The sequence below is a fragment of the Anaerococcus sp. C0059F3 genome, assembly GCF_056590475.1.
This window is the reverse complement of the sequence record NZ_JBWPWE010000010.1, coordinates 88,136-115,072: the sequence shown is the minus strand read 5'-3', so window position 1 is coordinate 115,072 and position 26,937 is coordinate 88,136. Positions and strand designations below refer to the sequence as shown.

Sequence of the window (26,937 nt, the reverse complement as noted above, 5' to 3'; positions counted from 1 at the left end):
TTCTGTGCTATATTTTGCCATTAAAAAACTGACCTCCTTTAGTTAGTTTTTAGGTCTAACTTTTGGGGGTCAGTTCATAATGGGAGGTTTTTTCTTATTTATATAGCATAAATTATATATAATTTTCATTCATTATAGATAAAACTGGGTATCTTATTATTAGAATTATACATATGGAGGGATCTATGTTTAAGTACGAATTTATCGACGTAGTTCCTGAAGGGAGTCTTAAGGCTGGAAAAACCGATACCTTTGAAAAATGCAAGGAAATCATAAATGAAAAGGCCAAAGAAGGCTGGGAACTTGTCCAAATAGTACCGGTCACAAATGAAAAATGGTCAGCTTATTCCTTTATTAAATACACTATTATTTTTAAGGTGAATTTATAATTTTTTAAAGAGTTGGGAAAATACCCCAGCTCTTTTTTCATGCGTGAAATCACTTTAATTTTACTTATTTATTCTTATTCATTCTTTGCATCTTTAACTTGAAAATTCCCAAAAAAAAGCCAACCCTAAGGCTGGCTTGGTTTTACTCATCGTCTTTTGATAAGTCTATAAATCTCTTATTTTCATCTTCTTTTTCAGAATCATTTTCAATTTCGTTTTTATCTGATTTTTCAGTTTCACTTTCATTTTCAACTGGCTTTTCAGATTCTTCTGATTTTTCAGATTCTTCTTGTGGTTGGTTTTCTTCTTCAGAGTTTTCTAGATTTTTTACATCTACATCTGTATTTTCATCGATTTTTTCTTCGCTTACCTCTTTATTCTTCTTTCCTTCAAGAATTTCCATAAATTCTTCACCTGTTATGGTTTCTTCTTTTAGGAGATAGGCTGAGATTTCGTGAAGTTTATCGATGTTTTCCTTTAAGATTTCAATAGCTCTAAAGTGGGCGTCGGCTATGATTTTTGCAACCTTTTGATCAATCTTGTTGCCTGTGCCGTCTGAGACTATCATTGCTCTTTGACCGCCTAGGTATCTTCCTTGGATTTGCTCCAATTGCATGAAGTCAAATTCGTCGTCCATACCGTAGATTGTTACCATATTTCTTGCCATGGCTGTGGCTTTTTCTATATCATTTGACGCACCAGTGGTCTTGGTATTAAAGATTAGCTCTTCTGCCGCCCTACCACCTGCAAAGGTCACGATTTCATCGATTAACTCTTGCTTGGTCATGATATATTTCTCGTCCTTATCGACTGTCATTGTATATCCTAGGGCACCGCCAGTTCTTGGAACTATGGTTATCTTTGTAACTGGTGTTTTGTGGGTTTGGATGGCTGCTACTAGGGCGTGGCCAACTTCGTGGTAGGCTATGATTTTCTTTTGGTCATCAGAGATTACCGCATTTTTCTTTTGCATACCAGCTATTACTGTTTCGATTGATTCCTCAAGGTCTTCTTGGGTTAGCCTATTTCTGCCTTCCCTAACAGCCCTTAGGGCACCTTCATTTACAATATTTGCAAGGTCCGCTCCAGATGTTCCTGCAGTTCTCTTGGCTATTTCTTCATAGTCTATGTTTGTTTCTTTTTTAATTCTCTTAGCGTGGACTTTTAGGATATCCTCACGGCCCTTTAGGTCAGGAAGTTCGACTTGGACTTGCCTATCAAACCTGCCTGGTCTTGTTAGGGCTGGGTCTAGGATTTCCGGTCTATTTGTTGCAGCAAGTAATACTACTCCTTCTGCCGCATCGAAACCGTCCATTTCGTTTAGTAATTGGTTTAGGGTTTGTTCACGTTCGTCATTTCCAGAGTATCCTGACACGTCACGCTTCTTACCAATTGCGTCAATTTCATCTATAAAGACAATACATGGGGCCTTTTCCTTGGCTTGTTTAAATAAATCTCTTACCTTAGATGCTCCCATACCAACAAACATTTCCACAAATTCAGATCCTGAAATAGTGAAAAATGGTACCTTGGCTTCGCCAGCAACTGCTTTTGCAAGTAGGGTCTTACCAGTTCCTGGAGGGCCTACAAGTAGGATTCCCTTTGGAACTCTAGCTCCAATTTCCTTATACTTACCTGGATTGTGGAGGAAGTCAACAATTTCTGCCAAACTTTCCTTGGCTTCTTCTTGGCCTGCCACGTCTTTGAAGGTTTTACCTGTTTCATTTTCCATGTAGATTTTGGCATTGGATTTACCAAAATTCATGAAATCAGAACCGCCTCTGCCACCCATGGTCTTTGATAAAGACCTTGATGCGAAGTAGAAGATTCCGATTAGGAAAATAAATGGAAGGACACTTGTAAGGAAGAGTGACAAGTATGGATTCATCCTTGTTTCTATTTCCTTGCCGAAAATCAGCTTATCATTGCGTTTTTGAGCTTTCAAAAGCCTTTCTGTAAGGTCTGTGTCTTCCCAAAGACCTGTTTGGTAGGTCTTTTCTTCCCCTTCAACCTTTGCTTTGAAGGTGTATTTTAAATTGTCCTTATTAACTTCAGTTACTTGGTCGTTTTCAATCATCTCTACAAACTGGCTGTAGGATACTTCTTTGGCCCCGTCTTGTTGAGCAATAGGGCTAAAGACATATGAAAATATGAAATAAATTATTATGGCACCTATCCAATAATAGAGTAGGGGCCTATTTTTTCTTGGTTTTTGGTTCATATAGATCTCCTTGATATATATTTATCAAGTAGTATGTCAAGTTCTCTTAGCTCTTCGACTATTGTTTCTAGGTTCACATCCACAGCGTCATCTGGGAATTCTTCCCTTATCTTGTAGAAATATTCTCCAAGCTCCTTGCTTGCAGCGATTCCTGTCTCGGTTAGCCTGACATTGACCACTCTTTCATCTTCTTCACTTCTTATCCTATCTACAAAGCCTTTTTTCTCAAGCTTCTTGCAGATATTAGAAATATTGCCACCTGTGACCCCTATGGCCTTTCCAAGATTACCTATTGATACGTCCTCATTAGCAGAATAAAGGGCAATTATTATCTTTAGTTGGAGAGGGGTGAGGTCTAGACTGTTTGCTGTATCTTGGAGCAACAAGTCTATTTTATGTGATATTTCCCTAATCATTGAGAATATAGTATTGTTAAATTCAAAAAAGTTTATGTGTTTATCTGGCATAGCTACCTCCTATATACTAATTATTTTACATATCTTAAATTTTATGTCAATATAAAAAGCTATATTTTACACCTATTATATATTTATCAATTTTTACTAGCGAGATAAGACGCTGCCTTAAGGGCTGCAACCTGGCCCTCGCCGACAGCTTTCATGATTTGATAAGGCTTGCCAGTGATGTCTCCAGCCGCAAAAAGCCCCTTGATAGATGTGGATGTATCCTTATTTGTAAAGATATGATTATCTTCCATTTTTATACCCGGCACTAATCTTTCTGCCTTTGACGAATCTTTTTCTATAAAAAATCCATCAGCAAGGATTTCTTTTCCAGATTTAAAGATGAGTTTCTCTGCCCTGTCAGTCCCCTCAAAGCCAAGAGGAATCTCTCCTTCGATTAAATCTATGCCTTCATTTAAAGAAACTTCCTTACCTGTCATATTTACAAAAACAAGACTTCCCACAATCTCTGAAGTGAAATTTGCTTCTGCTACAGATTCATCATTATAACCGATAACCACGACTTTCTTTCCCCTATAAAGGGCTGAATCGCAAGTCGCACAGTAATTTACACCCTTGGCAAAAAACTTTTCTTCATTGGCCAAATCTTTTTTAAGCTCAATGCCACTTGCCATTATGACAGCCCTTGCTTCTACCATTTGACTTTCATTTTCAATTTCAATAGCAAAATAAGATCCCATGGCATAGATAGTTTTAACCTTCCTGGTATCTCTTTTGATTTCAAAATCTTTTAGGGAATCCTTAAAAGCCTGGTTTAGGTCAGCTCCAGTAACATCAGAAAAGCCCAGATAGTTCGAGATTTTCTTAGTTTTAACTAGCTTTTCAGAATCTTTCCCAAAAAGAATTACCGATTTATTCCTTATTTTTGAATTTAAAGCGGCGCTAAGTCCTGCTGGACCCGCGCCGATTATTGCAATGTCATAGGTCATTATATGAATTTTGCCATTTCCTCTTTGAGGTTTTCTTTTGGGTGGAAGCCGATTAGGTTGCCCTTTAAAACCCCATCTTTAAATATTAATAAAGAAGGAACTGCGTTTATATTGTATTGGGCTGCGATTTCGTTTGACTCATCCACATCCACTGTGTAGATGTCATAGTCAACTTCTCCTGCTAATTCTTCAAGGATTGGCGCTTGCATCTTGCATGGACCACACCAAGTTGCAGAAAAATCTACAAGGCAAAGTCCTGTGCCATTTTCTACCTTTTCTCTAAATTCAAATGTATCTAATTTTTGCATATAAGCTCCTTTATTTCTTAATTATTCTGTTCTACCAGACCAGCTACGTGGTTAACTGGTAGTGAATATATTATACCCTTTCCTTGGCTTCTCAAATCCATTTGGTCATAAATTTCCTTTTGAATTTTTTCTGCCATGTCTTTTTTAACAAGCATGATTACCAAATCTTTTTCTGGTTCTATGTTCATTGACAAGAACAACTTGCTTTTGACTGCTTCTCCTGAACCCCTGCCGTGGATTACTGTAGCTCCCCTAGCTCCGTTTTCTTGGGCTATGTGGATGGCTTTTTGGCCTTGGTGTCTGTCGACAATTACATATAAACAAACATATTCCATATTATTTTCTCCCTCTAATGATGTCGAAAATGCCACAGCTGAATTGACCGCTTGTAGCTTTTCAGATATTTCTCCTATTATTTTCTTTACAGACTCTTCTTCTATAAGGGCTGTAACTATTTCCTTTTTTGTCTTATCTATGGCAAGGGCTGATAAAATCTCGCTTGGCGCAGAGCCTTCGCCATAAAAACATCCAATGGCACTAGCCCCGTTGTCCTTTAAGATATTCATAAATTTAGATCCCTTACCCCTTGGTAAGATTATTCTTAATAATTGCATTATCTCGCTCCCTTATACAAATTGCCCATTATCATAATGGTTAAAACTGGCATCATGGCTACAAAGGAGATTACTCCAAAGCCGTCGGCAATATTACCTGCAACTCCTTGGCAAAATGCCAAAATGAAAGTCGCTGTCATAGGTCCTGATGCTACTCCTCCCGAGTCAAAGGCTATACCAACAAAGATTTGATCAACCCTCCTTGATAGGATGAGTGAGATTAAAAATCCTGGCACAATTAGCATCCAAAGGGCAAAACCTTCGATTCTTATCCTAAAAATTGCAAGCATAACTGCAAAGGCAACCCCGATTGATAGGGCTATTAGGATATTTTTTCTTGGAATGGAACCACCTGTGACGTCTTCTACCTGTTCGGATAAGACAGCCACCGCAGGTTCTGCAAGAACAACCAAAAGTCCTAATACGAAACCAATTAATGGCAAGAATTTGCTATGAGATAAGCCTTCTCCCATAACCCTAGCAAGGTCCATAAAACCACCTTCAACGCTAGTTAGGAAGAGTATTAGGCCAAGATAGGTATAAACAAGTCCCAAGCTGATTGACCTTAGTTCGTCTTTTTCTATCTTAAAATACAAATAGTTCATTATATAAAATACCAAAGCGATTGGCACTATTGCAAAAGTGGAATTGATAATGCCTGACATTAGTGGAGTGTGGGCCGCATGATCTGCTAGAATTTCTCCGCCGCCGCCTGAAAATAGACTCATCAAAAGGCCTGCAAGTATTGGGCCTGTTGAGGCAAGTCCAACAAGGCCAAAGGAATCATCCTCGCTTTTTTCTCCCTTTAAGTTGGCAACACCAAGGCCAAGGGCGATTATAAATGGAGTTGTCATGGCACCTGTGGTTGCACCTGAGGCATCAAAGGCTATGGCGTGGCCCATTTCTTCTGTAAAAATCATTAGGATAAAAACTATCCCATAGATTAAGCACATCATTGTTGATAGGCTAAATCCTTAAATATCCTATAAAGACCAAAAGAAATCATAATTCCCACTCCAAGGGAAATAATCATTACTATGACCTGGGCAGGGATTCCTATGGCGGTTGTGACTTCTCCTGCAAGTATTAAAAGGTCTGGCTCTGCGATTGATATAGTAAAACCAATGAAAACTCCAAAAACAATTACCTTTATAATACTATCAAATCTTGCAAGAAATTCTCCCATAATTGAGCCAATTTCTGATACTGATATTTCTACACCTGTTAGAAACACCCCGAGCCCAAGGATTACTCCAACGCATCCCAAAAAGAAATTAACTAAGAGTTTACTTTCTACCCCTACAAAAAATTCAAAATCACAACTAGGATGGCTATGGGCACTACTGATTTGGAGGTGTTTTTTATTTCATCTATAAATATAAGACTCACCTTCTTTCTTAGAATTTTATAAAAAAAGAGCAACCTAATAGATTGCCCTTAAGTTCTTATTTTTATTTATTAGCTACTGCTTCAGCTGCTTCTCTTGCTCTTTCGGCTGCTTGCATAGCTGTAATTATAGCTATTTCATACACATCTTGTGCTGAACAACCTCTTGAAAGGTCGTTAACAGGTGCGTTAAGTCCTTGGAGTATTGGTCCTAGGGCCTTGTAACCACCAAGTCTTTGAGCTATCTTATAGCCGATATTGCCTGCTTGTAGGTCTGGGAAGATAAATACGTTACACTTACCAGCCACGTCAGATTGTGGAGCTTTATTTTTAGCTGTTTCAGGATCAATGGCTGCGTCAAATTGGATTTCACCAACGATTTTAATTTCTGGATTTATTTCTTTAGCAATTGATGTTGCTCTTGCAACCTTTGTTGCGAGATCGTGGTGGGCGGAACCAAAGGTTGAGAATGATAGCATTGCCACATATGGGTCAAGACCAAAAGTCTTTGCTGTATGAGCTGTTTCTACTGCTACTTCTGCAAGTTCGTCCGCTTCTAGAGTGATGTTTACTGCTGTATCGGCAAATACTAGTTGTTCTCCATCTGGTCCTAGCATTACCATTACACCAGAAACTCTCTTCCTGCCTGGAATTGTTCTAATAATTTGTAGGGCTGGTCTAATTGTGTCTGCTGTTGTATGGATAGCACCTGATACAAGTCCGTCTGCGTATCCAAGTTTTACTAGCATAACGCCAAAGTAGTTTAGATCCCTTCTTAGGATAAATTCTGCTTCTTCTCTATCGATTTTGCCTTTTCTAATTTGTGTAAAGGCATCAACCATTTCATCAAATTTTTCATATGTTTCTGGATTTAAAATCTTGATATTTGATATACTTTTGCCTAGTTTGTCTGCTGTTTTTTGGATTTCTCCTTGGTCACCTAATACAAGTGGGCTTATTAGTCCTTCTTCTTGGTGCTTGATAGCAGCCTCTAGCACTCTTGAGTCACTACCTTCTGGTAAGACTATGGTAAGGTTTTTTCCTTTTATAGTATTAATAGCTTGTTCTAGAATTCCAATGTTTGCCATTAAATCCTCCTTGTTTTTTACTACTTTTATTATATTGTTTTCTATTTATAACGCTAGTTTTTTTGCAAATTTTTTGCAATTTTATCTTTTAGCTTTATTAAGAGCTTGGTTTTCTGGCTCAGATAATTCTTCTTTAGCAGAACCATTTGCAATTTCTTTTAGGTAAACATTGGCACCATCAGCACCATAAATGCTTGTTAAGATAATTCCATTGTGGAAATTATCTAGCATGCAAAGAGCAAAGGATAATTCACGAGATTGGCCTTCAAAGGCATCAAAATGAACAACTGCCATATTTGATACAGCACCCATAGTTGTATCTTTAGCGTCAGCCGCAGTCCTATTTATATTTCTAAGCTCCTTGTATGAGGATTCAATTTGGTCATTTAAATTATTTAATAATTCTTCAATATTCACATCTGGGTCGTTGCCTCTTAAGAGGTGGTCGTATCTTTGTTTTTGTCTACGAGTCCTATCTTGAAGTCCCTTTAGCATTGCAAATTGCAAGATTACAATTAAAGCCAAAAGACCCATTCCTACATATATTCCTGTCAAGCTTTCCTTCTTTCTATAATATTTCTATTATTTTGATATAATTTGTAAGCCTCTTTTAAGGCTTGATCTAGATCATACTTATATGACACACCATCGAGGTTTGCCTTTATGGTTGGTACTGTAGCCTTCATTGCATTATATAGCATCTCATTGGCTATTTCTCCATCGGCAAGTGTTGAGGCCTTTCCATGTTCTAAGTAAAAGGCAAGAATTTCAAGTGCCTTGGTGGCCAAAGTATTAAGTCTCACCTGAGGCCTTGCTGCGTCAATATAAAATTTATCGTCGATTGGTTCCTTCTTTTTGTATTGGTCAATCAAAAGATTTGCGTAGTAAATATCTTCATCAGCACATTTTACCAAAAGGTCCGAAATTTCTTCCATATCCTTGCGCTTTTTTCTGGCTTCTTCTTTAAGATTTCCCCAATCGTTTCTTTCCATCATTAGCCCAAGATTTAAGGCAAGATTTGCACTTAGGATTACAATCGCTCCTCCACCTGGTTTTGCGTTTACCTTCCTAGTTTCCTCTATTAATTCTCCTACCCTAAGGTCGTTAATCTTCATAGGAAATCCTGTCGTAAATTTTTTCTATATCTTCTATAGAATAGCAATCGATAACCACTTTATAGGCATCCTTGGATCTTTCGATGGCAACTTTTGTTGCTAGTTTATCCATGAATTTCTCCTCAAAATCGTCAAATAAAAGTGAGTCCAGGTTAGGAAGTTTTTCACTTTTTTCTTTTTTCTCTTCTTTTTTTGTTTCTATTTCTTTTTTGCCAGAAAGATCTACAAAGTTTCTGCGAGGAGTATCTTTTTCTTCTCTCGAAATTTTCTCTACATCACGGACAACAGCCTTCTTATTTATATAATCATCAAGGGCCTGGGCTCTTTTTTCCTCGTCACTTAAAGATAAAAGACTTCTTGCCTGTGATGGGGAGATAGTTCCCTGACTTAAGGCAGATTTTTCTTCCTCATTTAATTTCAATAGTCTTATTGTATTTGCAATATAAGAGCGAGACTTGCCCATTTTTTGGGCAATCTCATCTTGGGTTAGGCCAAAAGAGTCTATAAGCTTTTTGTAGGCAGCGGCTTCTTCAATGGCTGAAAGGTCTTCTCTTTGGACATTTTCTATCAAAGATAAAACTTCAATATCTTTTTCTTCATAGTCTTTCACAATAGCATCTATACTTTGAAGGCCATTTTTTAAACTCGCCCTATATCTTCTTTCACCAGCTAGAATTTCGTAATAATCTCCTTCCTTTGTGACTGTAATCGGATTTAAAAGCCCATATTCCTTAATAGAAAGCGCCAAGTCTTCTAGGGATTTTTCATCAAAATCTGTTCTTGGTTGGCCTTGTCTAGGCCTAACTTTATCAATTGGCAAACTTTGTATTTTTGTAAAATCTAAAGTTTCTTCTTTTTCTTCTGCCCTTTCTTCTTTTGAAATCTTCTGAGTCTCTTCTTGTTTTATTTCTTCTTTAACATCTGGTATTAGAGAACTAAGGCCCCTGCCAAGTGATCTTCTGTTGGTCATAAATCCTCCTAAATATTTTTAATTAGCTCGGTAGCTAGACTGATATAGGCCATTGCTCCTTGGCTTTTTGCATCATATTCTATGCCAGATTTGCCGTGAGAAGGTGCTTCTGCAAGCCTAACATTTCTAGGAATCATTGTCCTAAATACCTTATCTTTAAAGAATTTTTTTACTTCCTCGACAACTTCAAAGCTTAGTTTGGTCCTCTTATCAAACATAGATAGGAGAACTCCCTCCACATATAGGTCCTTGTTCAAACTTCCCTTTACAAGTTCAAAGGTATTCATAAGTTCGCTCACACCTTCTAGGGCATAGTATTCTGTCTGAATTGGGATAATTATAGAATTGCTTGCCACAAGAGAGTTGATTGAAAGTAATCCTAGGGATGGTGGACAATCTATAAGGATAAAATCATAGTCCTTTTTTATTTTACCTATTATTTCCTTAAGCTTTTGAGTCCTTCCAAGTGGGTCAAGGTCAACAAGTTCTACTTCTAGACCTGATAGGGCTGCTTCTGAAGGGATTAAGTCAACACCAGATTCTGTTTTTATAATATATTGGTCAAAACCTTCAAAAATATAACCCCCACTATTTGAATTCGAATTTTTTTCTCCATCTTTAGTTAGGTCAATATATCTTTTGCCAGAATTATCTAAACTCTCTTCTGATTTTTCTTCATGAATTTCTTCAGGCTTATTATCAGAAGTTTCTTCAAGATTAGCTTCTTCTTCAGCTTTTTTTCTTTCCTCCTCTTCAACTAGGATGTAGAAAAGATCGTAGATAGATGTGTCTGCCTTGTTTTTATCTATTCCTAGACCTGTTGTGGCATTGGCCTGGGGATCCATGTCAATTACCAATACCTTTTTATCAAGGTAGGCAAGTGCCACTGCTAAATTTACAACCGTGGTTGTCTTTCCAACCCCACCTTTTTGGTTAAATACTGATATAGTTTTCATATTCACCTCTCACTATTAATATGCTCATGTCGATCAACTTATTCTTTACAACTCGTCTGACCTTATTTCTATCTCCCTTTACACTTATCTTTCTTATATATTTCTTTCCTTTATATAGGACGCCTGCATAGGCTATTCCTAAATGTGCATAACCTGTAGTCGCAAGACATAAATCTGAACCTGTCGCCTCAAAAAGACCATCAAGCATTTCTCCTGCTACTTCTGGACTTACTACGTCATATTTTTCAATTGTTTCATATGAAACATTTAGTAATTTATGCTTGATTTCATTGGCATAGGTTATATAGGATTCTTTTATAACATCACTTGCACCAGCCACATCAATAATTGATGAAGCTACAAGTCCTCCTGTTATGGATTCAGCAGTGGAAATATATTCACCCTTTGTTCTTAATTCGTCTATTAGAACTTCTTCCCTGGACTTTTCTTCTGTTGTCAAAAGGAGCGGGCCAAAAACTTCTTTTACTTTATTAACTCCCTTATATAAGGAAGCTTTTAAATCTTCTTCACTTTCACCACTAGCTGTGACCCTTAATTCCACACCTGTAGTTTTAGCATAGGGACTGATGGTTGGATTTGAACCCGACAAATCAATCCTACTTGCCACATCCCATTCACCCAAAAGACCTATTTTGCAATTTATAGATCTTATCATAAGGTCGGTGTGGATTCTTGGCACAACTTCCTTGTCAAACATATTTTGCATTTCATTTGATGGACCAGGCATTAAAACAAATTTTGTCACATCTCCCATTATGCAACCTGGAGCTGTTCCTTGGTCATTTTTAAGTATAGTTGCAGATTTTGGGAAAATTGCCTGTTTTTTATTTACAGTCATGGCTCTTTTCTCATCGTTGAAATATTTTTGTAATTCCTCATAAGATTCCTGGTCCAAAACCATCTCATCTTCTAGACCCAAAACATTGACTACAGTTTCCTTGGTAATGTCATCTTCTGTTGGTCCAAGGCCTCCGCTAATAAAGACATAGTCATACTTGCCATCTGCTTCCTTTAGAGCTTGGTAGAGTCTTTCTGGATTATCTCCAACTGTTACCATCTTATATAAATTTATGCCTAGGTCCTGGAGCCTTTCGGCTATAAACTTTGAATTTGTGTCAAGAATTGAACCAAGTAGGATTTCTGTACCCACCGAATATATTATTGCTTTCATATAACTTCCTTAATGTTTCACGTGAAACTTTTCTATTTATATTTTACTCCTATTGAAAGTAAATTCTAATTATGAAAAATTAAAAACACCTAAGCTTTTTGCCTAAGTGTTATAAGTGAATATATACCTATTATTAAAAATGTTCCATAGATTGTAAGACCAATCGGGCTTAGACCCTGGTCTAGAATAGGAATCATAGCTATGATATTATTTGTTGCGTGTACTATTATAGAGCCCTTAATCGATTTTGTCTTGAAATATACATAAGCTAAAACAAGTCCCATGAAAAATGTATTTGGACTTTGAATTATATTAAAATGATAAAACCCAAAAATTAGGGCAGTTAAAAATATTGTGGTCTTTGTCGAAGATTCTTTTTTGATTTCTTCAAACAAGACTCCCCTAAAAAGTAATTCTTCAACGAGAGGCGCACCTATTGCAACTACCAATAATATAACAATGCCGTCTATCAGTCCTTTTGCACTAAAGGCTTTTTCCAAAAGTTTCATGGCACTATTTAATTGATCAGTCCCTGCAAAAACCTTCATTATTATGTTAACAAAAATTTGACCAAAGCCTACTGTTCCAAGACCTATTCCAAATAGTGGGATTGGATTTGTAATTTTTCCATTTAATATAAATGGTCTATCCAATTGATTTCTATAGGTCTTATCTCGCTTTTCTATATAAAAATATAAAATTGTTAGTTTTATTAATTGGGCCACCAATAGCCCATAGACAATATAGTCAGAAGCTTTTAGAATGTCCCCATCCATTATTCCTGCAATTATACTTGGTATGCTCGCTCCTGTAAAAACATCTATTATAACATTCGCAAATAGAAAGGATATTATTATGAATAAAACTTTAATTCCTTTTTTAAATCGCTCCATAAATCCTCCTTTGTTTCATATGAAACATTATAGGGGTTTCCTTTTTGGAAGGTTTTGACCCCTTGGATAAGTCTTCTTACAAGACCTGACTTTTTTGACAATCACATTTACTCTTTCATTGCCATCAAGGTCAAGCTCTTCCATTTTTATGACCTCTCCACCCAAAATCTCAAGGGCATTGGCCGCTGCTTTCACTTCCTCATCAGCCTTTGGTCCTTTGAGGGCGATAAAAAGTCCACCCACTTTCACAAATGGCAGGCATAGTTCAGAAAGAGTTGACATATTGGCAACAGCGCGGGAAACAACCACGTCGAAAGCTTCCCTATTTTCCTTAGCAAAATCTTCCGCCCTGGTGTGGATAGCCCTGGCATTTGATAGTCCTAAGATTTCTATTACTTCATTCATGAAATTAACCTTTTTATTAACTGAATCTATCAAGGTTAAATCAAAATCTTTTTCTATCCTAAGTGGGATACCTGGAAAACCAGCCCCAGCGCCCAAATCCAAAACCTTATCGCCTTCCTGAATATAATCCAAAACTGTAAGGGAATCCTTAAAGTGTTTTAATTCTATTTCAGAAGGATCTGTTATTGTTGTAAGATTGGTGTGTGAGTTTACTTCTAAAAGGTAATCTGTATAGGCCTTATATTTCTTATCCATAGAGTTCTCCAGTCTTAAGCCTAATCAAAAGCACATTTATATCCGCAGGGCTTACTCCAGATATCCTTGATGCTTGACCAAGTGAATCTGGTTTGATTTCATTAAGTTTTTCTGCAGATTCTTTCTTGAGGCCAGGTATTTTTGCATAGTCAATATCATGGCTTAGCTTTTTGCTCTCAAGCTTTTTAAATTTCTCTATATCCTTAAGCTGTTTATTGATGTAGCCTTCGTATTTAATCTCAGTTTGAACACTCATCCTTATATAAGCAGGAAGGTCAGCTCTTTCAGGGTCAAAACCCACTGAATTTTCATAAGTGATTTCAGGTCTTTTAATTAGCTCATAAAGGGTTAGGCCATTGTTTAGTGGAGTTGAGCCAAGCTCTTCGAGGGCCTTGTTTGTTTCCTCTTTTGGTGTAAGCATAATTGCCTTAAGCCTTTGAATTTCACCTTCAATTAGTCCACGCTTATCTAACATTTTTTGATAACGCTCATCAGACACAAGACCAATATCGTGGCCTTTCTTAGAAAGCCTTTGGTCGGCATTGTCTTGGCGCATGGTTAGCCTGTACTCACATCTGGATGTCATCATCCTATAAGGTTCGTTAGTTCCTTCTGTAACAAGGTCGTCAATTAGAACTCCTATATAGGCATCAGACCTGTCGAGGATAAACTCTTCTTGGCCTTTTATTTTAAGGGCTGCATTGATACCTGCAACCAAGCCTTGGCCAGCTGCTTCTTCATAACCTGATGACCCGTTGATCTGACCTGCAAAATATAAACCTGAATAAGCTTTTGATTCCAAAGTCCTTTTAAGTTCCCTGGTATCAATCATGTCATACTCAATCGCATAGGCAGGCCTCATTATCTTTACGTCCTCAAGTCCGATTATAGTTTTGTAAAATTCCATCTGGACTTCTTGAGGTAGGGAAGATGATACGCCTTGGACATACATTTCATTTGTAGTTAGGCCTTCTGGTTCTATAAATACTTGGTGGATGTCCCTGTCAGGAAATCTCACCATCTTATCTTCGATGGATGGGCAATATCTTGGGCCAATTCCCTTAATCTTGCCCCTATAAATTGGTGACCTGTCGAGGTTATCCATGATGATTTGTTTTGTTTCTTCTGTTGTGTATGTTAGGTAGCAGTCTTCTTGGTGCCTGTCAGAAAAATCCTTGCCTTCATTTAAAAATGAAAATGGAATTACTTCCTTATCGCCAGGTTGGACTGTTGTTTCCTTGTAATTTATAGAATCCCTGTGAACTCTGGCAGGAGTTCCTGTCTTGAATCTACGAATATTAAAACCCATTTCTACTAGGCTATCAGTTAGATATGTCGCTGCAGAAAGGCCGTGAGGACCACTAACTTTTTCATAATCGCCTATTAGGATTTTTCCGTTTAGGTAGGTCCCAGTACAAATTATAAGGGCCTTAGTTTCATAGATTGCCCCTTGAATTGTTTCACATGAAACAATTTTTCCGTCCTCGTAATTTATCTTGTCTACTTCTTGTTCAAATAAATCTAAGTTTGGTTCATCTTCCAAAACTTTTTTCATCTCTTCGTGGTATTTTCTTTTGTCAGCCTGCACCCTTAGGGAATGGACAGCTGGGCCCTTTGATGTGTTTAGCATCCTTGATTGGATAAAGGTCTTGTCGATATTAATCGCCATTTCCCCACCCAAGGCATCTATTTCTCTAACTATATGGCCCTTGCCTGTTCCTCCGATATTAGGATTGCAAGGCATGTCTGCTATTGATTCCATAGATGTAGTTAAGACTAGGGTCTTCATTCCAAGCCTTGCAGCTGCAAGACCTGCCTCACAACCAGCGTGGCCTGCACCAACAACAACTACATCATAGGATCCTGCTTGATATTTATTTTCCAACGCAAAACTCCTTAAATACTTTATCCATAATTTCTCCCGACACACTTTCACCTATAATTAGGCCCAAATCTTCGTAGGCAGAAGATAAATCAACCTCGCAGGCATCTATAGGGATCCCCGCCTCCATGTCAGATAAGGATTCCCTTATCTTATCCCTAGCTGATTTTAAAAGCCTTTCGTGTCTGGTATTTGTAATTAAAACTGATTCTCTATTTATTTCCTTAGTATCAAAAATATCTCTGATAGTATCTTCTAGTGTCCTAATCCCCATTTGGTCAACCATTGAAGTTTTAATAATAGGAAGGTCTAACTTAAATAAATTCTCGTTAAACTTCCCATCAAGGTCCGCCTTATTTAAGATTATAATGGCGTTTTTACCCTTAATAAGATCAAGGATTTTCTCATCTTCCTCGTCAAAATCTCTCGACATATCAAAAATCGCAAGGATTAGGTCGGATTGGTCCACAAGTTCGATTGACTTATCAACACCAATTTTCTCAACCAAGTCATCCGTATCCCTGATACCGGCTGTATCGTTAATCTTTAGGGTGAAATCTCCAAGGGAAATATATTCTGTAATCAAATCCCTGGTTGTCCCCGGTATATCAGTAACAATCGCCCTATTTTCATCCAAAAGGACGTTTAAAAGCGAGGATTTCCCCACATTGGGTTTGCCGATGATTGTAGTATTTATCCCGTCTTTTACAAGCTTGCCCTTGTTTGAAGTAGAAGCAAGTTGGTCAATTTTTGCCTGAGCTTTTTTGATGTAGGCTGTGATGTCAGAAACAGGTAAGTCTTCGCCATCTTCTGTGAAATTTATCGAATACTCAAGACGGGCAAGGCCTTCCTTGAGATCTGTCCTGATTTCTCTAATTTTTTTAGTCAGTGAACCTTGAAGTTGGCTTATACCTTGGCTTGCTGATAATTTATTTGTAGAATTAATTATATCAAGGACTGCCTCTGCCTGGGAAAGGTCAATTCTCCCATTTAGGAAGGCTCTTTTTGTAAATTCTCCTGGCTCTGCAAGGTCAGCCCCCTTGTCTAAAAGCAGGTTTAAAATCTCCCTTACAGCCACAAAAGACCCGTGACAGTTTATCTCGCACACGTCTTCTCTGGTATAAGTCGCAGGCGCCTTCATAAAGGCAACCATAACCTCATCTATAATCTCTCCGTCATTTCCAATAATGTGGCCGTAGCGAAGGTACCTATTGTCTTTGTCAGGATCAATAGGTCTTTTGTTAATCGGCCTAAATATTTCATTTATAATGGCTAGGGTCTTATCCCCTGTCATTCTCACTATCGAAATCCCACCAGTGCCCGCTGGAGTTGAGATAGCTGCTATTGTCTTTGCCATAAATCCTCCTTATGCTTTTAGTGATTGTCCACTACTTTCACTAGTGGTTTGTAACATAAAGATTATAGTGGAAATTGGCATTTTGTCAACATTAAAGCTTGACTTATAGCCATTTTGCTTGAATCGATAAAAATAAATGTATAATTTCCTTATTTTTCCCAAAAAAATCCGCAAAATTCGTTTATTTTCTTGGTTAAATATGATATATTAGAAGTAACGAAGATTTTTTGGAGGAATTATGAATTTATCATCACTGTCTTCCCTACAATGGAATCTCATCGCAGGAGGACTTGCAATATTCTTATTCGGTATCAGCCTAATGGGCGATGCCCTAACCAACTTTGCAGGACCCAAGATGCGAGGTTATGTTGAAAAATACACCTCAAACCCTATTAAAGGTGTCCTTGTAGGTATAATCATCACAGGACTTATCCAGTCCTCATCAGCAACCACAGTTATAGCTATATCCTTCGTAAGAGCTGGTATCATGAGCCTAGAACAGGCCATAGGAGTCACCCTCGGAGCCAATATCGGTACAACTGTCACATCAATCTTAATCGGTTTTAACCTAGGATATTTTTCCTACTTTATAGCCCTCATTGGTGTTTTGATCTTTATGTTCTCAGCCAAGAGGAAAAACAAATACATAGGTGAAATCTTTATCGGTTTCGGACTTTTATTTATAGGTCTTGAAATGATGGGCGGATCCCTTGAAGAACTCAAAAACATCCCAGGCTTTGAAGATGTAGTAGCAAATGTCGGCCAAAGACCAATCCTAGGCGTCCTTATAGGTACAATCCTCACAGCCATGCTCCAATCATCATCAGCCTTTATCGGTATCACCCAATCACTTTACGCATCAGGCGCCATAAGCCTAGAAGTGGCCCTAGCCCTAATGTTTGGTGCTAATATCGGAACATGTATCACAGCCATCCTTGCAAGTCTTGGAGGAAGCTTGTCAGCAAAAAGGACCTCCCTCTTCCACATACTATTTAACGTATCGGTCTCAGTAGTATTTTTAATATTGCTAAGTCCATACGAACAACTAGTAAAAACTATAGCAACTGCCACAAATGCAAGCGACCTAATGACCATAGCTATAGGACACTTCACTTTTAACTTCATAGGAATGATAATCTTCCTACCATTAATAAAGATCGTAGCAAGAATACTAAGAAAGATAATCCCAGGCAAGGACTCAATCCTAACCGACCTAGGAAACATCGAACTAGACGAAAGATTAATCTCAGCCTTCCCAGCAGCTGCCCTTTCGCAAACAAAGACAGCCATAATCCAGGAATCAGTAGTAGCCCTCGAAAACATCAAGGCAACCAAGTCCTACCTAAACACAAAGGACAAAAAACACTACGACACAAGCAAGGAAGCTGAATCTATGGTCAACGACATGGACACTAAAATCCAAGCCTACTTGCTAAACCTAGCCCAAAACCAACTCCCACCTGAAATCGAAAGAGATATGCAAACCTATCTGCAAGTACAAATGAACGTCGAAAGAATCTCCGACCTAGCAGAAAACCTAGCAGACTACTACCATGAAATCTACGAATCAGGCACAGGCTACGGTGAAGAAGCTGTAAAAGACCTAAACGACATCTGCGATTTGGTAATAAACAACATAGTATCAGCTATGGAAATCTATGAAGACATAGACCTAGCCAAATTCAATAAGCTAACAGAAGACGAGGCAGCCCTAGACCTAATGGAATTAAATCTAAGAAAGAGCCATTACGGTAGACTTAAAAAAGGCCTAGACATGACAACCATGGCCTCCTACGTCTACAACGACATCCTCTCCACAATGGAAAGAATCGGTGACCACGCCTACAACATAGCCAGAGTAACAGTGGAACCAATCAAAACTCACACCGGCTACCACATCGAAGGTGAAGACGGTAAAGCAATATTCTAAAAAAAGCCCCAACCAGGGCTTTTTTTCTTTGGGAAAAATCCTCACTTTTTGACATTAAACTCATTTTCACTTATAATTAAAATCTAGAATAGAAATGAAAATAAGGAGGACGTTTTGGGGAAATTTGATATTTTTAACTTCTACCTGCTATTGAGGATTACAATGGCTTTGGCAGCAGGTTTTATAATCGGATCTGAGAGAGAAAATAAAAATAAATCAGCAGGGACCAGGACTCACACCTTGGTCTGCCTGGGAGCCTGCCTTGCTATGATTGTGTCAAAATACGGTTTTTATGATGTCAAACACTTCGATGCAGCAAGAGTTGCAGCCCAAATTGTATCGGGAGTAGGTTTCTTGGGCGCAGGAGTGATTTTCGTAAAAAACTACGGAGTAACAGGCCTTACCACCGCAGCAGGAATCTGGACCACATCTATAATCGGCATGGCCTTTGGATCTGGCATGTACTTTATGGGCATCATAGCCACAAGCTTTATAGTATTTTTCCAATCCTATATGTTTCCAGGAGAAATCTTCCAAAGGCACACCCAATACACAGCTCTAATAGAATCCAAAGACTCAAACATAATCGGAAAAATCGATACCTACGTAGATGAAAACCACCTCCACAAAAAAGGCTACAACCTAAGATTTAAGGACGAAAAATTCATCCTAAACTTCAACATCTACCCAAAAGACCAAGAAGAACTAACCCACTTCATAACATTCCTAGAAAACGACCTCCACGTGGAGAAGTTTGATATATTTTAAAATAAATATTATAGATTATCCATGAGGATAAAACTTAAAAAGGCAGTAAATTTAATCTACTGCCTTTTGTTATTTTCTTAGTATAAATAAGTATTCATGAGCTATTAATAAAAAATTGTAGTCTACACTTCTTTGTTTCCAAAAGCCTGTTGCCCTTGTATTGTGTTGTTCTTTAATTATAAGTTCTTTTAATTTAAAACCCTCATCTTCAAAAACTTTCAAAACATCAAAACCCAAATGGACCATATGTTTATTTTTCCTGGTATCGCCCATTAAAATAGCGCAAAACTTATCTTTTTTTAAAACCCTATAAGATTCAGCCGCCACTTTTTTCATTTCTTTTAGAAATTCATCTATCTTTAAAAGTGACAAATCGTCTTCAAGATTATCTGAATATTTTATAATATCTGCATAAGGCGGATGGGTACAAACCAAATCAATACCTTCATCTTTTAGAAAATCTAAATTTCTAGCATCACCCTTTACAAGTTTAACATTTCCCATAGGTCTGTCAGTTAAATTGAAATCTATTTTTTCTTTACATCTATTTAAGGCAACATCATTAACATCAATTCCAATAATATTTCTATTCAAAAGCTTAGCTTCAACTAAAGTTGTTCCGCCACCAGCAAACTGATCGAGAACTAAATCTTCTTCTTCTGAATACCTTAAAAGAATATTTCTAGGTATATAGGGCGACCAATTCCCCCTCCATTTTGCATCGTGAGTTGCCCAGTTTCCTCTTTTTGGAAAAGACCAATGTGTTGTCATTTCTAATTCAAAATCATCTGGTTCCCATTTTTTTACGATAGACATTTCACACCTCTTAAAAGTTAAACTTCTTCTATATTTAAAAGACTAATGATCCAATTTAACCACCCCTGAACTGAACTTGATCGTCTGACTACTACACCTTCTTTGCAAACATTATATTTTCTCATTTTTGCTTGTATATTATCTTTTGATGGTAGTTTTCCAGTAGAGTATAATTCAAAAAATAATTCGCTAAATATTTTATGTTTTAACATTAATTGAACTAAGGCAAGCTGTCTATCCTTATAAGTTTTCTTAGCGATGTCTTTTCCTAATTTTGTAAGTCTAACTTTTATTAAAGTATTACCGTCTTCGTCACTATCTTCATAATCTGTATATTTTTCAAAAATTCCTAAATATTTGCCTGCATTATAGTAATAATCTGATTGTCTAATGTCAAATTCCATAACTTCAGCGATTTGTACCGTTGTTAAATCTTCTTTATATAAAGCTTCTAATAACGATATGACTCTTTCAAATGAATCAGCTTGAATAAATGGTGCATCATCTTTTGATTGATGATTAGTATTATCGTCAGTTTCTACTCTAGTAGACTGATATACTTTAAATAAATCCTCCATTGTTATTTCTGTATCTTCCAAACTGTAGTAATTTTCTTTAATTAGTTTGATCGAAGAATAATTGTTTGTATCTGTGAAAGTATATTCTTGCAATCTAAAAATCTGATTAGAGTATACAGAAAATACAAGTCTTATAGGTTTATTTACTCTATTACGCCACAATCTATAAGGATAATATAGTTGTCTTATGTGAAAATCATTATTGACAACATTTTTTGCCTCCATTATAACTACAGAGTTTTTATTTTCCATGCCTCCATCTATTTCACATTGCGCTTTGTCAACCTCTACTTCAAAAGGATCTCTATTTACTCGATCTACCTTAAATTTAAATTCTCCTGTCCCCATTCTTCCATTAAATGTTGAAACATTACCTTCTTCGTTTAAAAAATTATCAAGTATATCTGAAAGTAAAAGGACATTTATTGCATTTGACTCAGAGGTTATATTCCTTATATCAACACTTTCCAATTTTGGAAGTTTAACCTTACACATCTTTGTATTAGTAGTGAAACTATTTTCCAAAGCTTGATATAATTTAAAATCACTTAATATATATGAACCTCTTGAAATCGGAAGAATATTAATTTTATTTTTCTTGAAAATCGAAGGAAGAGATTCATAACTATCCCACTTAGCCATTAATCTGGGCTCTCTAAATTCTTTAATTTGACTTGCCTTAATCTCAAAACAACCATTTTTTTTAACATTATTTAGTATGTCGTATTTGTTGAAAAGTTCCTTCCAAGCTTCGTTAGATTTATCTGTTTTTACCATAATTCTTTATTAATACCTCATATATCTGTCCACGTTCATTTTTGTTAGAATTTATAGTTCTGGATGCTTTTACTCTTTTTATATTAAATCCTTTGTATAAATCATCAAAAAAATCATCATTTAGGTCATAATTTTTGGGATCTGAGTTACTAAGTAATAAATGAGCTGATTTTTCATCCATTTTTTTAAAAAATTCTGCTAATTCAATTTGATCTTCATCAGTAAAACTATCTTTAGAGTATGATGTAAAATTAGAAGTCGGTTTAATAGGTCTATAAGGCGGATCAAAATAAACAAAAGTATTTTCATCTATGAAATCAGCAGATTTTTTATAATCACCATGAATAATTTCTACATTTTGAAGTTTTTTATTTACATTCAGGATATTTTCTTTATCTAGAATTTTAGGATTTTTATAGGATCCGATTGGTACATTAAATAGTCCTCTCATATTTTCTCTATATAGGCCATTAAATCCTGTTTTATTTAGGAATATAAATAAAGCCGCTCTTTTTAAACTATCAGAATTTTTTAAAACTTTTAATCTATTAAATTCTTCTCTGTTTTTGTAATAAATAGCTTTTCTTTCTTCATGAGTTAGGTCCTTATATTCATTTTGAAATTCTTCTAATAACTCAATTAAATTTTCTACATCATCTCTAATTACCTTATAAGAATTTATAGCTTCTTTATTTATGTCACTTATGTAAACTTCTTTTAGGTCAAAGCTGTTAAGGACATCAAATAGAACAGCCCCAGCTCCAACAAAGGGTTCACAATATCTATTAATTTTCTCATCAAAAGGATAATACTTTCTTATTTCGTGCAATAATTGACTTTTACCACCTGCCCATTTTATAAATGGCTTAGCTTCAATAATTTTTTCTTTGTCACTCATAGTTGTCCTTCCTGTTACTGGTAACTATAAGTTACTTTACTCTATTGCTTAATAAAGATCCTCTTATAATTTTTTCGTAAAAAAAGAGTACCCTTTCGGATACTCATTTGTTGTTTTTATTCCCCAACGTAGTCTACTACTACGTATCTTTGTGGTTCACGGCCTTCGGAGTGGCTGGTGACGTTTCTGTGTTTACTGATTTCTTCGTGGGCTAGGCGTCTTTCGTAGGAGTTCATGTATCTTAGGTTCCATGATTTTCCGCTTTGGGCTACTTTTTGGGCTGTGTCCCTTGCTAGTCTTACGATTTTTTCGTCTCTACGTCTTTTGTAGTTGTTGATGTCTACATTTACTCTTAGGTTGTTGGATCTTGAGTCGATGGCTTTTCTTATGATAAATTCGATTGCATCTAGGCTTGCTCCGTTTTTGCCTATGGCGATGCCTGTGTCGCTTTCATCGACTTTTGCGTCTAGCTTTATGATTGATCCATCGAGGTTTCCTATGACACTTACATTTTCAAAGTGCATGGCTGTTAGGATTTCTTCTAAGAGTTCTTTGGCCTTGTAGTAGTTGTCTATGTTTGAACGTTTTTTGGAGAGGGCGTAGTCTCTTTTTTCTACTTCCTCTTCATTTTCTTGATCAAGGTCATTTTCGAATAGGTCTTCAGTTTTTTCTCCTACGAAGTCTTCTACTTCTTCAAATTTTTCCTTGATGGCTTCTCCAATGTCTTTAGCTTTTTCTTCAGCTTTTTCTTCGATTGGCTCTTCTGTTGGGATGCCTTCTTCTCTTTTAATTTCTTCAGATCTTTTCTTGATGTCGTAGTCTTTTTCTACTGCTTTTAGGGAGTCTACTTCGATTTCGTTTTTGAGGTCTTCTAGGACCTTGTCCATGTCTTCGTCGTAGGATATTCTAACTACTGCATCTTTGCCGCCGATTAGGCCTAAAAATCCACCGCTTCCTTCTTCTAGGACTTCGATTGTGACTTCGCTTCTATTTTTGCCTATTTCGTCTAGGGCAATTTTTACTGCTTCTTCTACTGTTTTGGCTGATTTTGTTAGAGATTTTTTCATTATTCTTCTACCTTTTTACCTTTCATTACTAAGTGCATCACTACCATTATTATTAGTCTGAATACTGATGATAGGGTGTAGTAGAGTGGAAGTCCCGCTGGTAATTGTCTAAAGGTGAAGAAAAATACTAGGGGTAATATTAGCATCATTGTATTCATGCCACCCATGGCTTGTTGTTGCTGTGGGTTTGTTTTCATTGAGAAAAGTGTGGTTAATAGTTGGGATAGGGATGTTAGTAGGGGTAGGCCGTACCAAAGTGGATCTGCTTCTAGGAGGGTTGGGACCCAGTAGAAGTCTGTTCTTAAGTGTTCTAGTCCTTCTGGAAATACGTATTTGCCTGTATTTTGCATCATTCTAAAGAGGCCGAAGAGGACTAATAACTGGATTATCATTGGTAGACATCCACCAAGTCCTGGTGCTACACCTTCTTCTTTGTATAGTTCTTGCATTTTCTTTTGTAGAACTTGTTGGTCGTAGCCGTATTTCTTTTGGATTTCGTCCATTTTAGGTTTAAAGGCTCTGGTTTTTTCTGCTTGTTTTTGGGTCGATACTGTTACTGGTATGGATATTAAACTTACAAGCAGGGTCATTATTATAATTGCTATAGCATAATAGCTTATAGATTGTGGTTCGGCTGAGCCTGCTGCGAGGTTATCGTAGATTATCCTCATTAGCTTGCCGAGTATTGTCGCTATAAAATTAAACATATATTCTCCGTTTTATTCTGTAGTATTAACTGTGGTATTATCTCATTTTACCGGGTCGTAGCCGCCCTTTGAAAATGGATTGCATCTTAAAATTCTCCACAAAGACATAAAAAAAGCTTTGACTGGCCCATATTTCCTAAATGCCTCTAGGGCATAGTTGGAACACGTTGGGTAGTATTTGCATTTTCCATAGCCTATTTGTGGAGAAATGAATTTTTGATAAAATCTTATCATTTTTATAAAAACTTTATTTAGCATAGTATATCTTCTTTTTTCTAAATGCTTGATTTAGGGCGTGACCTAGAGATGATTTTAATCTTTGATAGTCAAATTCTGTGGTATGTTTTTTGGGGATTATCACTATATCTACTCCATTTAAGTTTTTATAGTTTATCCTTATTATCTCTCTAAGTTGTCTTTTTAAATGATTTCTGGTGTGGGCCTTGCCGATTTTTTTGCTTATAGAAAATCCAAAACGTGGATTGTTTAGGTCGTTTTCTCTGACAAGAACAGTGAAATCTCTATTATAGCATGCAAAGTTTTTTTTGTAGACTTTTTGAAAGTCTTTGTCTTTCTTTAGGCTTAATCTTTTTTCCATTAATTACTTCTTATGGAATTAAGCTGAAAGTCTTTTTCTGTTTTTCTTTCTTCTTGCTTTAAGCACTCTTCTGCCACCTGGAGAAGACATTCTTTTTCTAAAACCATGATCTTTTTTTCTTCTTCTTCTATTTGGTTGATAGGTTCTTTTCATTTTTTACACCTCCTAATAAATTTTGACTCTTACTATTATATTGAAAATAAGCTTATCTGTCAAGATTATTTTCTTATTTTTCTAGGGATTAAAAGAGAGAATACATTTATTATTTCTTATGCAAAAAAATCCAGGATTTTTTGGTATGAATATTCTTTTTTGTAGAAAATTTTGGAATAATTATTTATTGTTGATATCTTTGGGGATTTTTTCTTTTCCACAACTTATGAAGAAAAAAATTCATATGAATATTTTTTTAAATTTATGTTTAGACTAAGAAGAGAATTTGTAAAATCTGCCAAAATATATTTTCCCCTATACAAAAATTTAATAAATACACAGACTTATCCACATATCAACATGCATTTTATGACCTCTAATCACTTAGGTTTTGACTTATCCATAATTTTATCCATAAATTGTGGATAAGTTGAAATAATGGCTAATTTATGGTAAGATTAGATGTGTAAAAGTAGGGGTAAAACTCTGGATTTACTAGGAATTTGTACTTTTAATGTGGATAAAATAGAAAAAAACACTTAACTTTTTTATTTATCCTCCAGCAAATCCTAAAAAATCAAGATAAATTTTATCAACAAGGGACTTATCCACAACTTATCCCGAATTTTGGGATAAGATCAAAATTTTTTAAGATATGCTTAAAATTACAAGGCAAATCTATGTGTGGATAAGACTTAAGAAAGGAATGCTTAGATGGAAAATCTAGAATTCATTACGAGTGAATTAAAAAATGAAATGAAAATGCATGTAAGCGATGACCAGCAATTTGATACATGGATTAATATTTTAAAACCCTTAAACCTATACAATGGTGTCCTTTATCTTGAGATTCCAAAAAAAGATACGCTTTTTATCTTTGAAGGTATCTGGAAGGCCAAACTCCAAGATGCACTTGATAAGATAGGACCAAAAATTGGAGGAAATCTTAAGGTAGAAGTAGTTGCCAAGGATGGAGAAGACTATCAAAAAATCCTAACCCTGGGCAAGGACTACGACAAAGACGGGCAGATGAGGATTGATGAGGTCAAATCATTCCCAAGACCACAACTAGAAGAGGCTAATGTTTTTGAAAATTTTGTCCAAGGCAAATCAAACCAATACGCCCTTGGCATTAGCCAGGCTGTGGCAGATACCATTTCTAAGGGCGATGTATCAAAGGTTTATAATCCGCTATTTATCTATGGCTCAAGCGGACTTGGCAAGACACATTTAATCCAAGCCATTGCCCATCAAATCCTTGAAACCAGGGATGATGCCTATGTTATGTACCTATCTAGCGAAAAATTTACAAACGAAATGATTGCAGCCCTAAGAACTAACAAAAACCAAGAATTTAGGGAAAAATACCGCTCAGCTGATATACTTCTTATAGATGATATTCAGTTTATAGCCAATAAGGAAGCAACCCAAGAGGAATTTTTCCATACCTTTAACGACCTTTACAATGCAGGCAAGCAAATAGTAATCACTTCAGATAAGCCACCAAGGGAGATAAAACACCTGGAAGACAGGCTGGTATCAAGGTTTAACTACGGTATTATAGCAGATATATCAAGGCCAGACTACGAAACCCGTGTGGCCATCCTTCAAAAAAAGCTAGAGGATCTTGGCGCTATAATTGATAATAATATCTTATCCTACATAGCCCTAGAAATTGACACCAATATCAGGGACCTAGAAGGTGCGCTTTCTACTGCCATTGCCTATGCCAAAAGTGACGGCAGGGTTGAAGTATCAATGGAAGATGCCATTAAAGGTGTAGGCACAAGGGTCAAAAACAAAAGGAAAAAGCTAACCATAGCCGACATACAACAGGCAGTTGCAAATAAATATAATGTAAAACTAGCAGACCTTAAAGGAAAGTCTAGGAAGAAAGAAATTGTAAACCCAAGGCAGATTGCCATGTATATCTCAAGGGAACTCTTAGATGATTCCCTAGTCACAATAGCAAATGCCTTTGACAGGGACCATACAACAGTCATCCACGGCATCGATAAGATAACAGATTTGATGGATGAAGATGAGGAGCTAAAAAACGAACTTGAAGCCCTAATAAAGGAAATTAGGGACTGATTTGGGCATAAGCCTGTGGATAAGTCTGTTAATAACTTTTTTTGACGGACCAATCCAGATTGCCTTGTGCAAAGTGTGGAAAACTAGCGATTTATCCCTAAACTTA

General features: G+C 36.5%; 29 protein-coding genes. 4 read left to right on the top strand and 25 right to left on the bottom strand.

The genetic code is table 11. The annotated features are described in order from the left end of the window. Positions 1–185 precede the first annotated feature (185 nt). Complete coding sequence (locus AC1EJ5_RS07785) at positions 186–389, top strand: DUF4177 domain-containing protein (RefSeq protein ID WP_223418321.1); 204 nt, start codon at positions 186–188, stop codon at positions 387–389. Positions 390–531: 142 nt separating this feature from the next. Here AC1EJ5_RS07785 and ftsH read toward each other — a convergent pair whose 3' ends face one another. From ftsH to mnmE, 17 genes are all read right to left on the bottom strand, one after another. After that, on the bottom strand, positions 532–2,610 hold the full coding sequence (gene ftsH / locus AC1EJ5_RS07780; RefSeq protein ID WP_223418322.1) for an ATP-dependent zinc metalloprotease FtsH: 2,079 nt from the start codon (positions 2,608–2,610) through the stop codon (positions 532–534). Continuing rightward, positions 2,607–3,077 carry a MarR family winged helix-turn-helix transcriptional regulator gene (locus AC1EJ5_RS07775; RefSeq protein ID WP_223418323.1) on the bottom strand — a complete coding sequence of 157 codons (471 nt, stop codon included), beginning with the start codon at positions 3,075–3,077 and terminating at the stop codon, positions 2,607–2,609. The genes ftsH and AC1EJ5_RS07775 overlap by 4 nt, the downstream gene beginning before the upstream one ends. Positions 3,078–3,163: 86 nt before the next feature. Beyond that, entirely contained in the window at positions 3,164–4,024 is an 861-nt protein-coding gene (locus AC1EJ5_RS07770) for an NAD(P)/FAD-dependent oxidoreductase (RefSeq protein WP_223418324.1), read from the bottom strand. Continuing rightward, the gene (gene trxA, locus AC1EJ5_RS07765) at positions 4,024–4,332 is read right to left on the bottom strand and encodes a thioredoxin (RefSeq protein WP_223418325.1); all 309 of its coding nucleotides are present in this window, start codon (positions 4,330–4,332) and stop codon (positions 4,024–4,026) included. Before trxA ends, AC1EJ5_RS07770 begins: the two co-directional genes overlap by 1 nt. A 17-nt stretch (positions 4,333–4,349) precedes the next feature. Further along, complete coding sequence (locus tag AC1EJ5_RS07760; RefSeq protein WP_479815583.1) at positions 4,350–4,946, bottom strand: P-II family nitrogen regulator; 597 nt, start codon at positions 4,944–4,946, stop codon at positions 4,350–4,352. After that, positions 4,946–5,902: a DUF1538 domain-containing protein gene (locus tag AC1EJ5_RS07755; RefSeq protein WP_479815581.1), complete on the bottom strand. Its 957-nt coding sequence runs from the start codon at positions 5,900–5,902 to the stop codon at positions 4,946–4,948. Before AC1EJ5_RS07755 ends, AC1EJ5_RS07760 begins: the two co-directional genes overlap by 1 nt. Next, positions 5,899–6,213, bottom strand: a complete 315-nt coding sequence (locus AC1EJ5_RS07750; protein WP_479815579.1) for a DUF1538 family protein — start codon at positions 6,211–6,213, stop codon at positions 5,899–5,901. Before AC1EJ5_RS07750 ends, AC1EJ5_RS07755 begins: the two co-directional genes overlap by 4 nt. A gap of 184 nt (positions 6,214–6,397) precedes the next feature. Further along, positions 6,398–7,420, bottom strand: a complete 1,023-nt coding sequence (gene pta, locus AC1EJ5_RS07745) for a phosphate acetyltransferase (RefSeq protein WP_479815577.1) — start codon at positions 7,418–7,420, stop codon at positions 6,398–6,400. An 81-nt stretch (positions 7,421–7,501) separates the two neighbouring features. Further along, the gene (locus AC1EJ5_RS07740) at positions 7,502–7,975 is read right to left on the bottom strand and encodes a DUF4446 family protein (protein ID WP_223418328.1); all 474 of its coding nucleotides are present in this window, start codon (positions 7,973–7,975) and stop codon (positions 7,502–7,504) included. Next, positions 7,972–8,535 (bottom strand): cyclodeaminase/cyclohydrolase family protein, encoded by a 564-nt coding sequence (locus AC1EJ5_RS07735; protein WP_479815575.1) that lies wholly within the window; start codon positions 8,533–8,535, stop codon positions 7,972–7,974. Before AC1EJ5_RS07735 ends, AC1EJ5_RS07740 begins: the two co-directional genes overlap by 4 nt. Next, positions 8,525–9,505, bottom strand: a complete 981-nt coding sequence (locus AC1EJ5_RS07730; RefSeq protein WP_479815573.1) for a ParB/RepB/Spo0J family partition protein — start codon at positions 9,503–9,505, stop codon at positions 8,525–8,527. Before AC1EJ5_RS07730 ends, AC1EJ5_RS07735 begins: the two co-directional genes overlap by 11 nt. Positions 9,506–9,513: 8 nt before the next feature. Then, a complete protein-coding gene (locus AC1EJ5_RS07725; RefSeq protein ID WP_479815571.1) occupies positions 9,514–10,461 on the bottom strand; it encodes a ParA family protein in 948 nt (315 codons plus the stop codon). Next, positions 10,439–11,653, bottom strand: a complete 1,215-nt coding sequence (locus tag AC1EJ5_RS07720) for a CinA family nicotinamide mononucleotide deamidase-related protein (RefSeq protein WP_479815569.1) — start codon at positions 11,651–11,653, stop codon at positions 10,439–10,441. The genes AC1EJ5_RS07725 and AC1EJ5_RS07720 overlap by 23 nt, the downstream gene beginning before the upstream one ends. Positions 11,654–11,742: 89 nt before the next feature. Further along, positions 11,743–12,546 carry a CPBP family intramembrane glutamic endopeptidase gene (locus tag AC1EJ5_RS07715; protein ID WP_479815567.1) on the bottom strand — a complete coding sequence of 268 codons (804 nt, stop codon included), beginning with the start codon at positions 12,544–12,546 and terminating at the stop codon, positions 11,743–11,745. Positions 12,547–12,573: 27 nt separating this feature from the next. Beyond that, the gene (rsmG, locus tag AC1EJ5_RS07710; protein WP_479815565.1) at positions 12,574–13,206 is read right to left on the bottom strand and encodes a 16S rRNA (guanine(527)-N(7))-methyltransferase RsmG; all 633 of its coding nucleotides are present in this window, start codon (positions 13,204–13,206) and stop codon (positions 12,574–12,576) included. Then, positions 13,199–15,091 carry a tRNA uridine-5-carboxymethylaminomethyl(34) synthesis enzyme MnmG gene (mnmG, locus tag AC1EJ5_RS07705; protein WP_479815563.1) on the bottom strand — a complete coding sequence of 631 codons (1,893 nt, stop codon included), beginning with the start codon at positions 15,089–15,091 and terminating at the stop codon, positions 13,199–13,201. The genes rsmG and mnmG overlap by 8 nt, the downstream gene beginning before the upstream one ends. Further along, positions 15,081–16,445: a tRNA uridine-5-carboxymethylaminomethyl(34) synthesis GTPase MnmE gene (gene mnmE, locus AC1EJ5_RS07700; RefSeq protein WP_479815561.1), complete on the bottom strand. Its 1,365-nt coding sequence runs from the start codon at positions 16,443–16,445 to the stop codon at positions 15,081–15,083. The genes mnmG and mnmE overlap by 11 nt, the downstream gene beginning before the upstream one ends. A 238-nt stretch (positions 16,446–16,683) precedes the next feature. Between mnmE and AC1EJ5_RS07695 the strand changes: the two genes are divergently transcribed. Further along, complete coding sequence (locus AC1EJ5_RS07695; RefSeq protein ID WP_479815559.1) at positions 16,684–18,375, top strand: Na/Pi cotransporter family protein; 1,692 nt, start codon at positions 16,684–16,686, stop codon at positions 18,373–18,375. A gap of 114 nt (positions 18,376–18,489) precedes the next feature. Further along, positions 18,490–19,143 carry an MgtC/SapB family protein gene (locus AC1EJ5_RS07690; protein ID WP_479815557.1) on the top strand — a complete coding sequence of 218 codons (654 nt, stop codon included), beginning with the start codon at positions 18,490–18,492 and terminating at the stop codon, positions 19,141–19,143. Between the two features lie 69 nt (positions 19,144–19,212). Here the strand turns inward: AC1EJ5_RS07690 and AC1EJ5_RS07685 are convergent, their stop codons facing one another. The 8 genes from AC1EJ5_RS07685 to rpmH all read right to left on the bottom strand — a co-directional run bounded on the left by AC1EJ5_RS07685 (position 19,213) and on the right by rpmH (position 24,737). Beyond that, complete coding sequence (locus AC1EJ5_RS07685) at positions 19,213–19,959, bottom strand: TRM11 family SAM-dependent methyltransferase (protein WP_479815555.1); 747 nt, start codon at positions 19,957–19,959, stop codon at positions 19,213–19,215. 17 nt (positions 19,960–19,976) lie between these two features. After that, positions 19,977–21,314 carry a type II restriction enzyme gene (locus AC1EJ5_RS07680; protein ID WP_479815553.1) on the bottom strand — a complete coding sequence of 446 codons (1,338 nt, stop codon included), beginning with the start codon at positions 21,312–21,314 and terminating at the stop codon, positions 19,977–19,979. Then, a complete protein-coding gene (locus AC1EJ5_RS07675) occupies positions 21,298–22,212 on the bottom strand; it encodes a DNA adenine methylase (protein WP_479815551.1) in 915 nt (304 codons plus the stop codon). Before AC1EJ5_RS07675 ends, AC1EJ5_RS07680 begins: the two co-directional genes overlap by 17 nt. A 116-nt stretch (positions 22,213–22,328) precedes the next feature. Continuing rightward, entirely contained in the window at positions 22,329–23,279 is a 951-nt protein-coding gene (jag, locus tag AC1EJ5_RS07670; protein WP_479815549.1) for an RNA-binding cell elongation regulator Jag/EloR, read from the bottom strand. Beyond that, a complete protein-coding gene (locus AC1EJ5_RS07665) occupies positions 23,279–23,986 on the bottom strand; it encodes a YidC/Oxa1 family membrane protein insertase (protein WP_223418361.1) in 708 nt (235 codons plus the stop codon). Before AC1EJ5_RS07665 ends, jag begins: the two co-directional genes overlap by 1 nt. A 42-nt stretch (positions 23,987–24,028) precedes the next feature. Beyond that, entirely contained in the window at positions 24,029–24,244 is a 216-nt protein-coding gene (yidD, locus tag AC1EJ5_RS07660; RefSeq protein ID WP_209772806.1) for a membrane protein insertion efficiency factor YidD, read from the bottom strand. Continuing rightward, complete coding sequence (rnpA, locus tag AC1EJ5_RS07655; protein WP_223418363.1) at positions 24,234–24,584, bottom strand: ribonuclease P protein component; 351 nt, start codon at positions 24,582–24,584, stop codon at positions 24,234–24,236. The genes yidD and rnpA overlap by 11 nt, the downstream gene beginning before the upstream one ends. Before the next feature lie 18 nt (positions 24,585–24,602). Then, the gene (gene rpmH / locus AC1EJ5_RS07650) at positions 24,603–24,737 is read right to left on the bottom strand and encodes a 50S ribosomal protein L34 (protein WP_209772810.1); all 135 of its coding nucleotides are present in this window, start codon (positions 24,735–24,737) and stop codon (positions 24,603–24,605) included. Between the two features lie 714 nt (positions 24,738–25,451). On the opposite strand from rpmH, the gene dnaA reads away from it, so the two are divergent. Beyond that, the gene (gene dnaA / locus AC1EJ5_RS07645) at positions 25,452–26,831 is read left to right on the top strand and encodes a chromosomal replication initiator protein DnaA (protein ID WP_479815546.1); all 1,380 of its coding nucleotides are present in this window, start codon (positions 25,452–25,454) and stop codon (positions 26,829–26,831) included. The last annotated feature ends 106 nt before the right edge of the window (positions 26,832–26,937 follow it).

Coding starts and splice junctions, on each gene's coding strand:
- AC1EJ5_RS07785 (WP_223418321.1), top strand. CDS start 186: ATGTTTAAGTACGAATTTATCGACGTAGTTCCTGAAGGGAGTCTTAAG.
- ftsH (WP_223418322.1), bottom strand. CDS start 2,610: ATGAACCAAAAACCAAGAAAAAATAGGCCCCTACTCTATTATTGGATA.
- AC1EJ5_RS07775 (WP_223418323.1), bottom strand. CDS start 3,077: ATGCCAGATAAACACATAAACTTTTTTGAATTTAACAATACTATATTC.
- AC1EJ5_RS07770 (WP_223418324.1), bottom strand. CDS start 4,024: ATGACCTATGACATTGCAATAATCGGCGCGGGTCCAGCAGGACTTAGC.
- trxA (WP_223418325.1), bottom strand. CDS start 4,332: ATGCAAAAATTAGATACATTTGAATTTAGAGAAAAGGTAGAAAATGGC.
- AC1EJ5_RS07760 (WP_479815583.1), bottom strand. CDS start 4,946: ATGCAATTATTAAGAATAATCTTACCAAGGGGTAAGGGATCTAAATTT.
- AC1EJ5_RS07755 (WP_479815581.1), bottom strand. CDS start 5,902: ATGATGTGCTTAATCTATGGGATAGTTTTTATCCTAATGATTTTTACA.
- pta (WP_479815577.1), bottom strand. CDS start 7,420: ATGGCAAACATTGGAATTCTAGAACAAGCTATTAATACTATAAAAGGA.
- AC1EJ5_RS07735 (WP_479815575.1), bottom strand. CDS start 8,535: ATGAAGATTAACGACCTTAGGGTAGGAGAATTAATAGAGGAAACTAGG.
- AC1EJ5_RS07730 (WP_479815573.1), bottom strand. CDS start 9,505: ATGACCAACAGAAGATCACTTGGCAGGGGCCTTAGTTCTCTAATACCA.
- AC1EJ5_RS07725 (WP_479815571.1), bottom strand. CDS start 10,461: ATGAAAACTATATCAGTATTTAACCAAAAAGGTGGGGTTGGAAAGACA.
- AC1EJ5_RS07720 (WP_479815569.1), bottom strand. CDS start 11,653: ATGAAAGCAATAATATATTCGGTGGGTACAGAAATCCTACTTGGTTCA.
- AC1EJ5_RS07715 (WP_479815567.1), bottom strand. CDS start 12,546: ATGGAGCGATTTAAAAAAGGAATTAAAGTTTTATTCATAATAATATCC.
- rsmG (WP_479815565.1), bottom strand. CDS start 13,206: ATGGATAAGAAATATAAGGCCTATACAGATTACCTTTTAGAAGTAAAC.
- mnmE (WP_479815561.1), bottom strand. CDS start 16,445: ATGGCAAAGACAATAGCAGCTATCTCAACTCCAGCGGGCACTGGTGGG.
- AC1EJ5_RS07695 (WP_479815559.1), top strand. CDS start 16,684: ATGAATTTATCATCACTGTCTTCCCTACAATGGAATCTCATCGCAGGA.
- AC1EJ5_RS07685 (WP_479815555.1), bottom strand. CDS start 19,959: ATGTCTATCGTAAAAAAATGGGAACCAGATGATTTTGAATTAGAAATG.
- AC1EJ5_RS07680 (WP_479815553.1), bottom strand. CDS start 21,314: ATGGTAAAAACAGATAAATCTAACGAAGCTTGGAAGGAACTTTTCAAC.
- AC1EJ5_RS07675 (WP_479815551.1), bottom strand. CDS start 22,212: ATGAGTGACAAAGAAAAAATTATTGAAGCTAAGCCATTTATAAAATGG.
- jag (WP_479815549.1), bottom strand. CDS start 23,279: ATGAAAAAATCTCTAACAAAATCAGCCAAAACAGTAGAAGAAGCAGTA.
- AC1EJ5_RS07665 (WP_223418361.1), bottom strand. CDS start 23,986: ATGTTTAATTTTATAGCGACAATACTCGGCAAGCTAATGAGGATAATC.
- yidD (WP_209772806.1), bottom strand. CDS start 24,244: ATGCTAAATAAAGTTTTTATAAAAATGATAAGATTTTATCAAAAATTC.
- rnpA (WP_223418363.1), bottom strand. CDS start 24,584: ATGGAAAAAAGATTAAGCCTAAAGAAAGACAAAGACTTTCAAAAAGTC.
- rpmH (WP_209772810.1), bottom strand. CDS start 24,737: ATGAAAAGAACCTATCAACCAAATAGAAGAAGAAGAAAAAAAGATCAT.
- dnaA (WP_479815546.1), top strand. CDS start 25,452: ATGGAAAATCTAGAATTCATTACGAGTGAATTAAAAAATGAAATGAAA.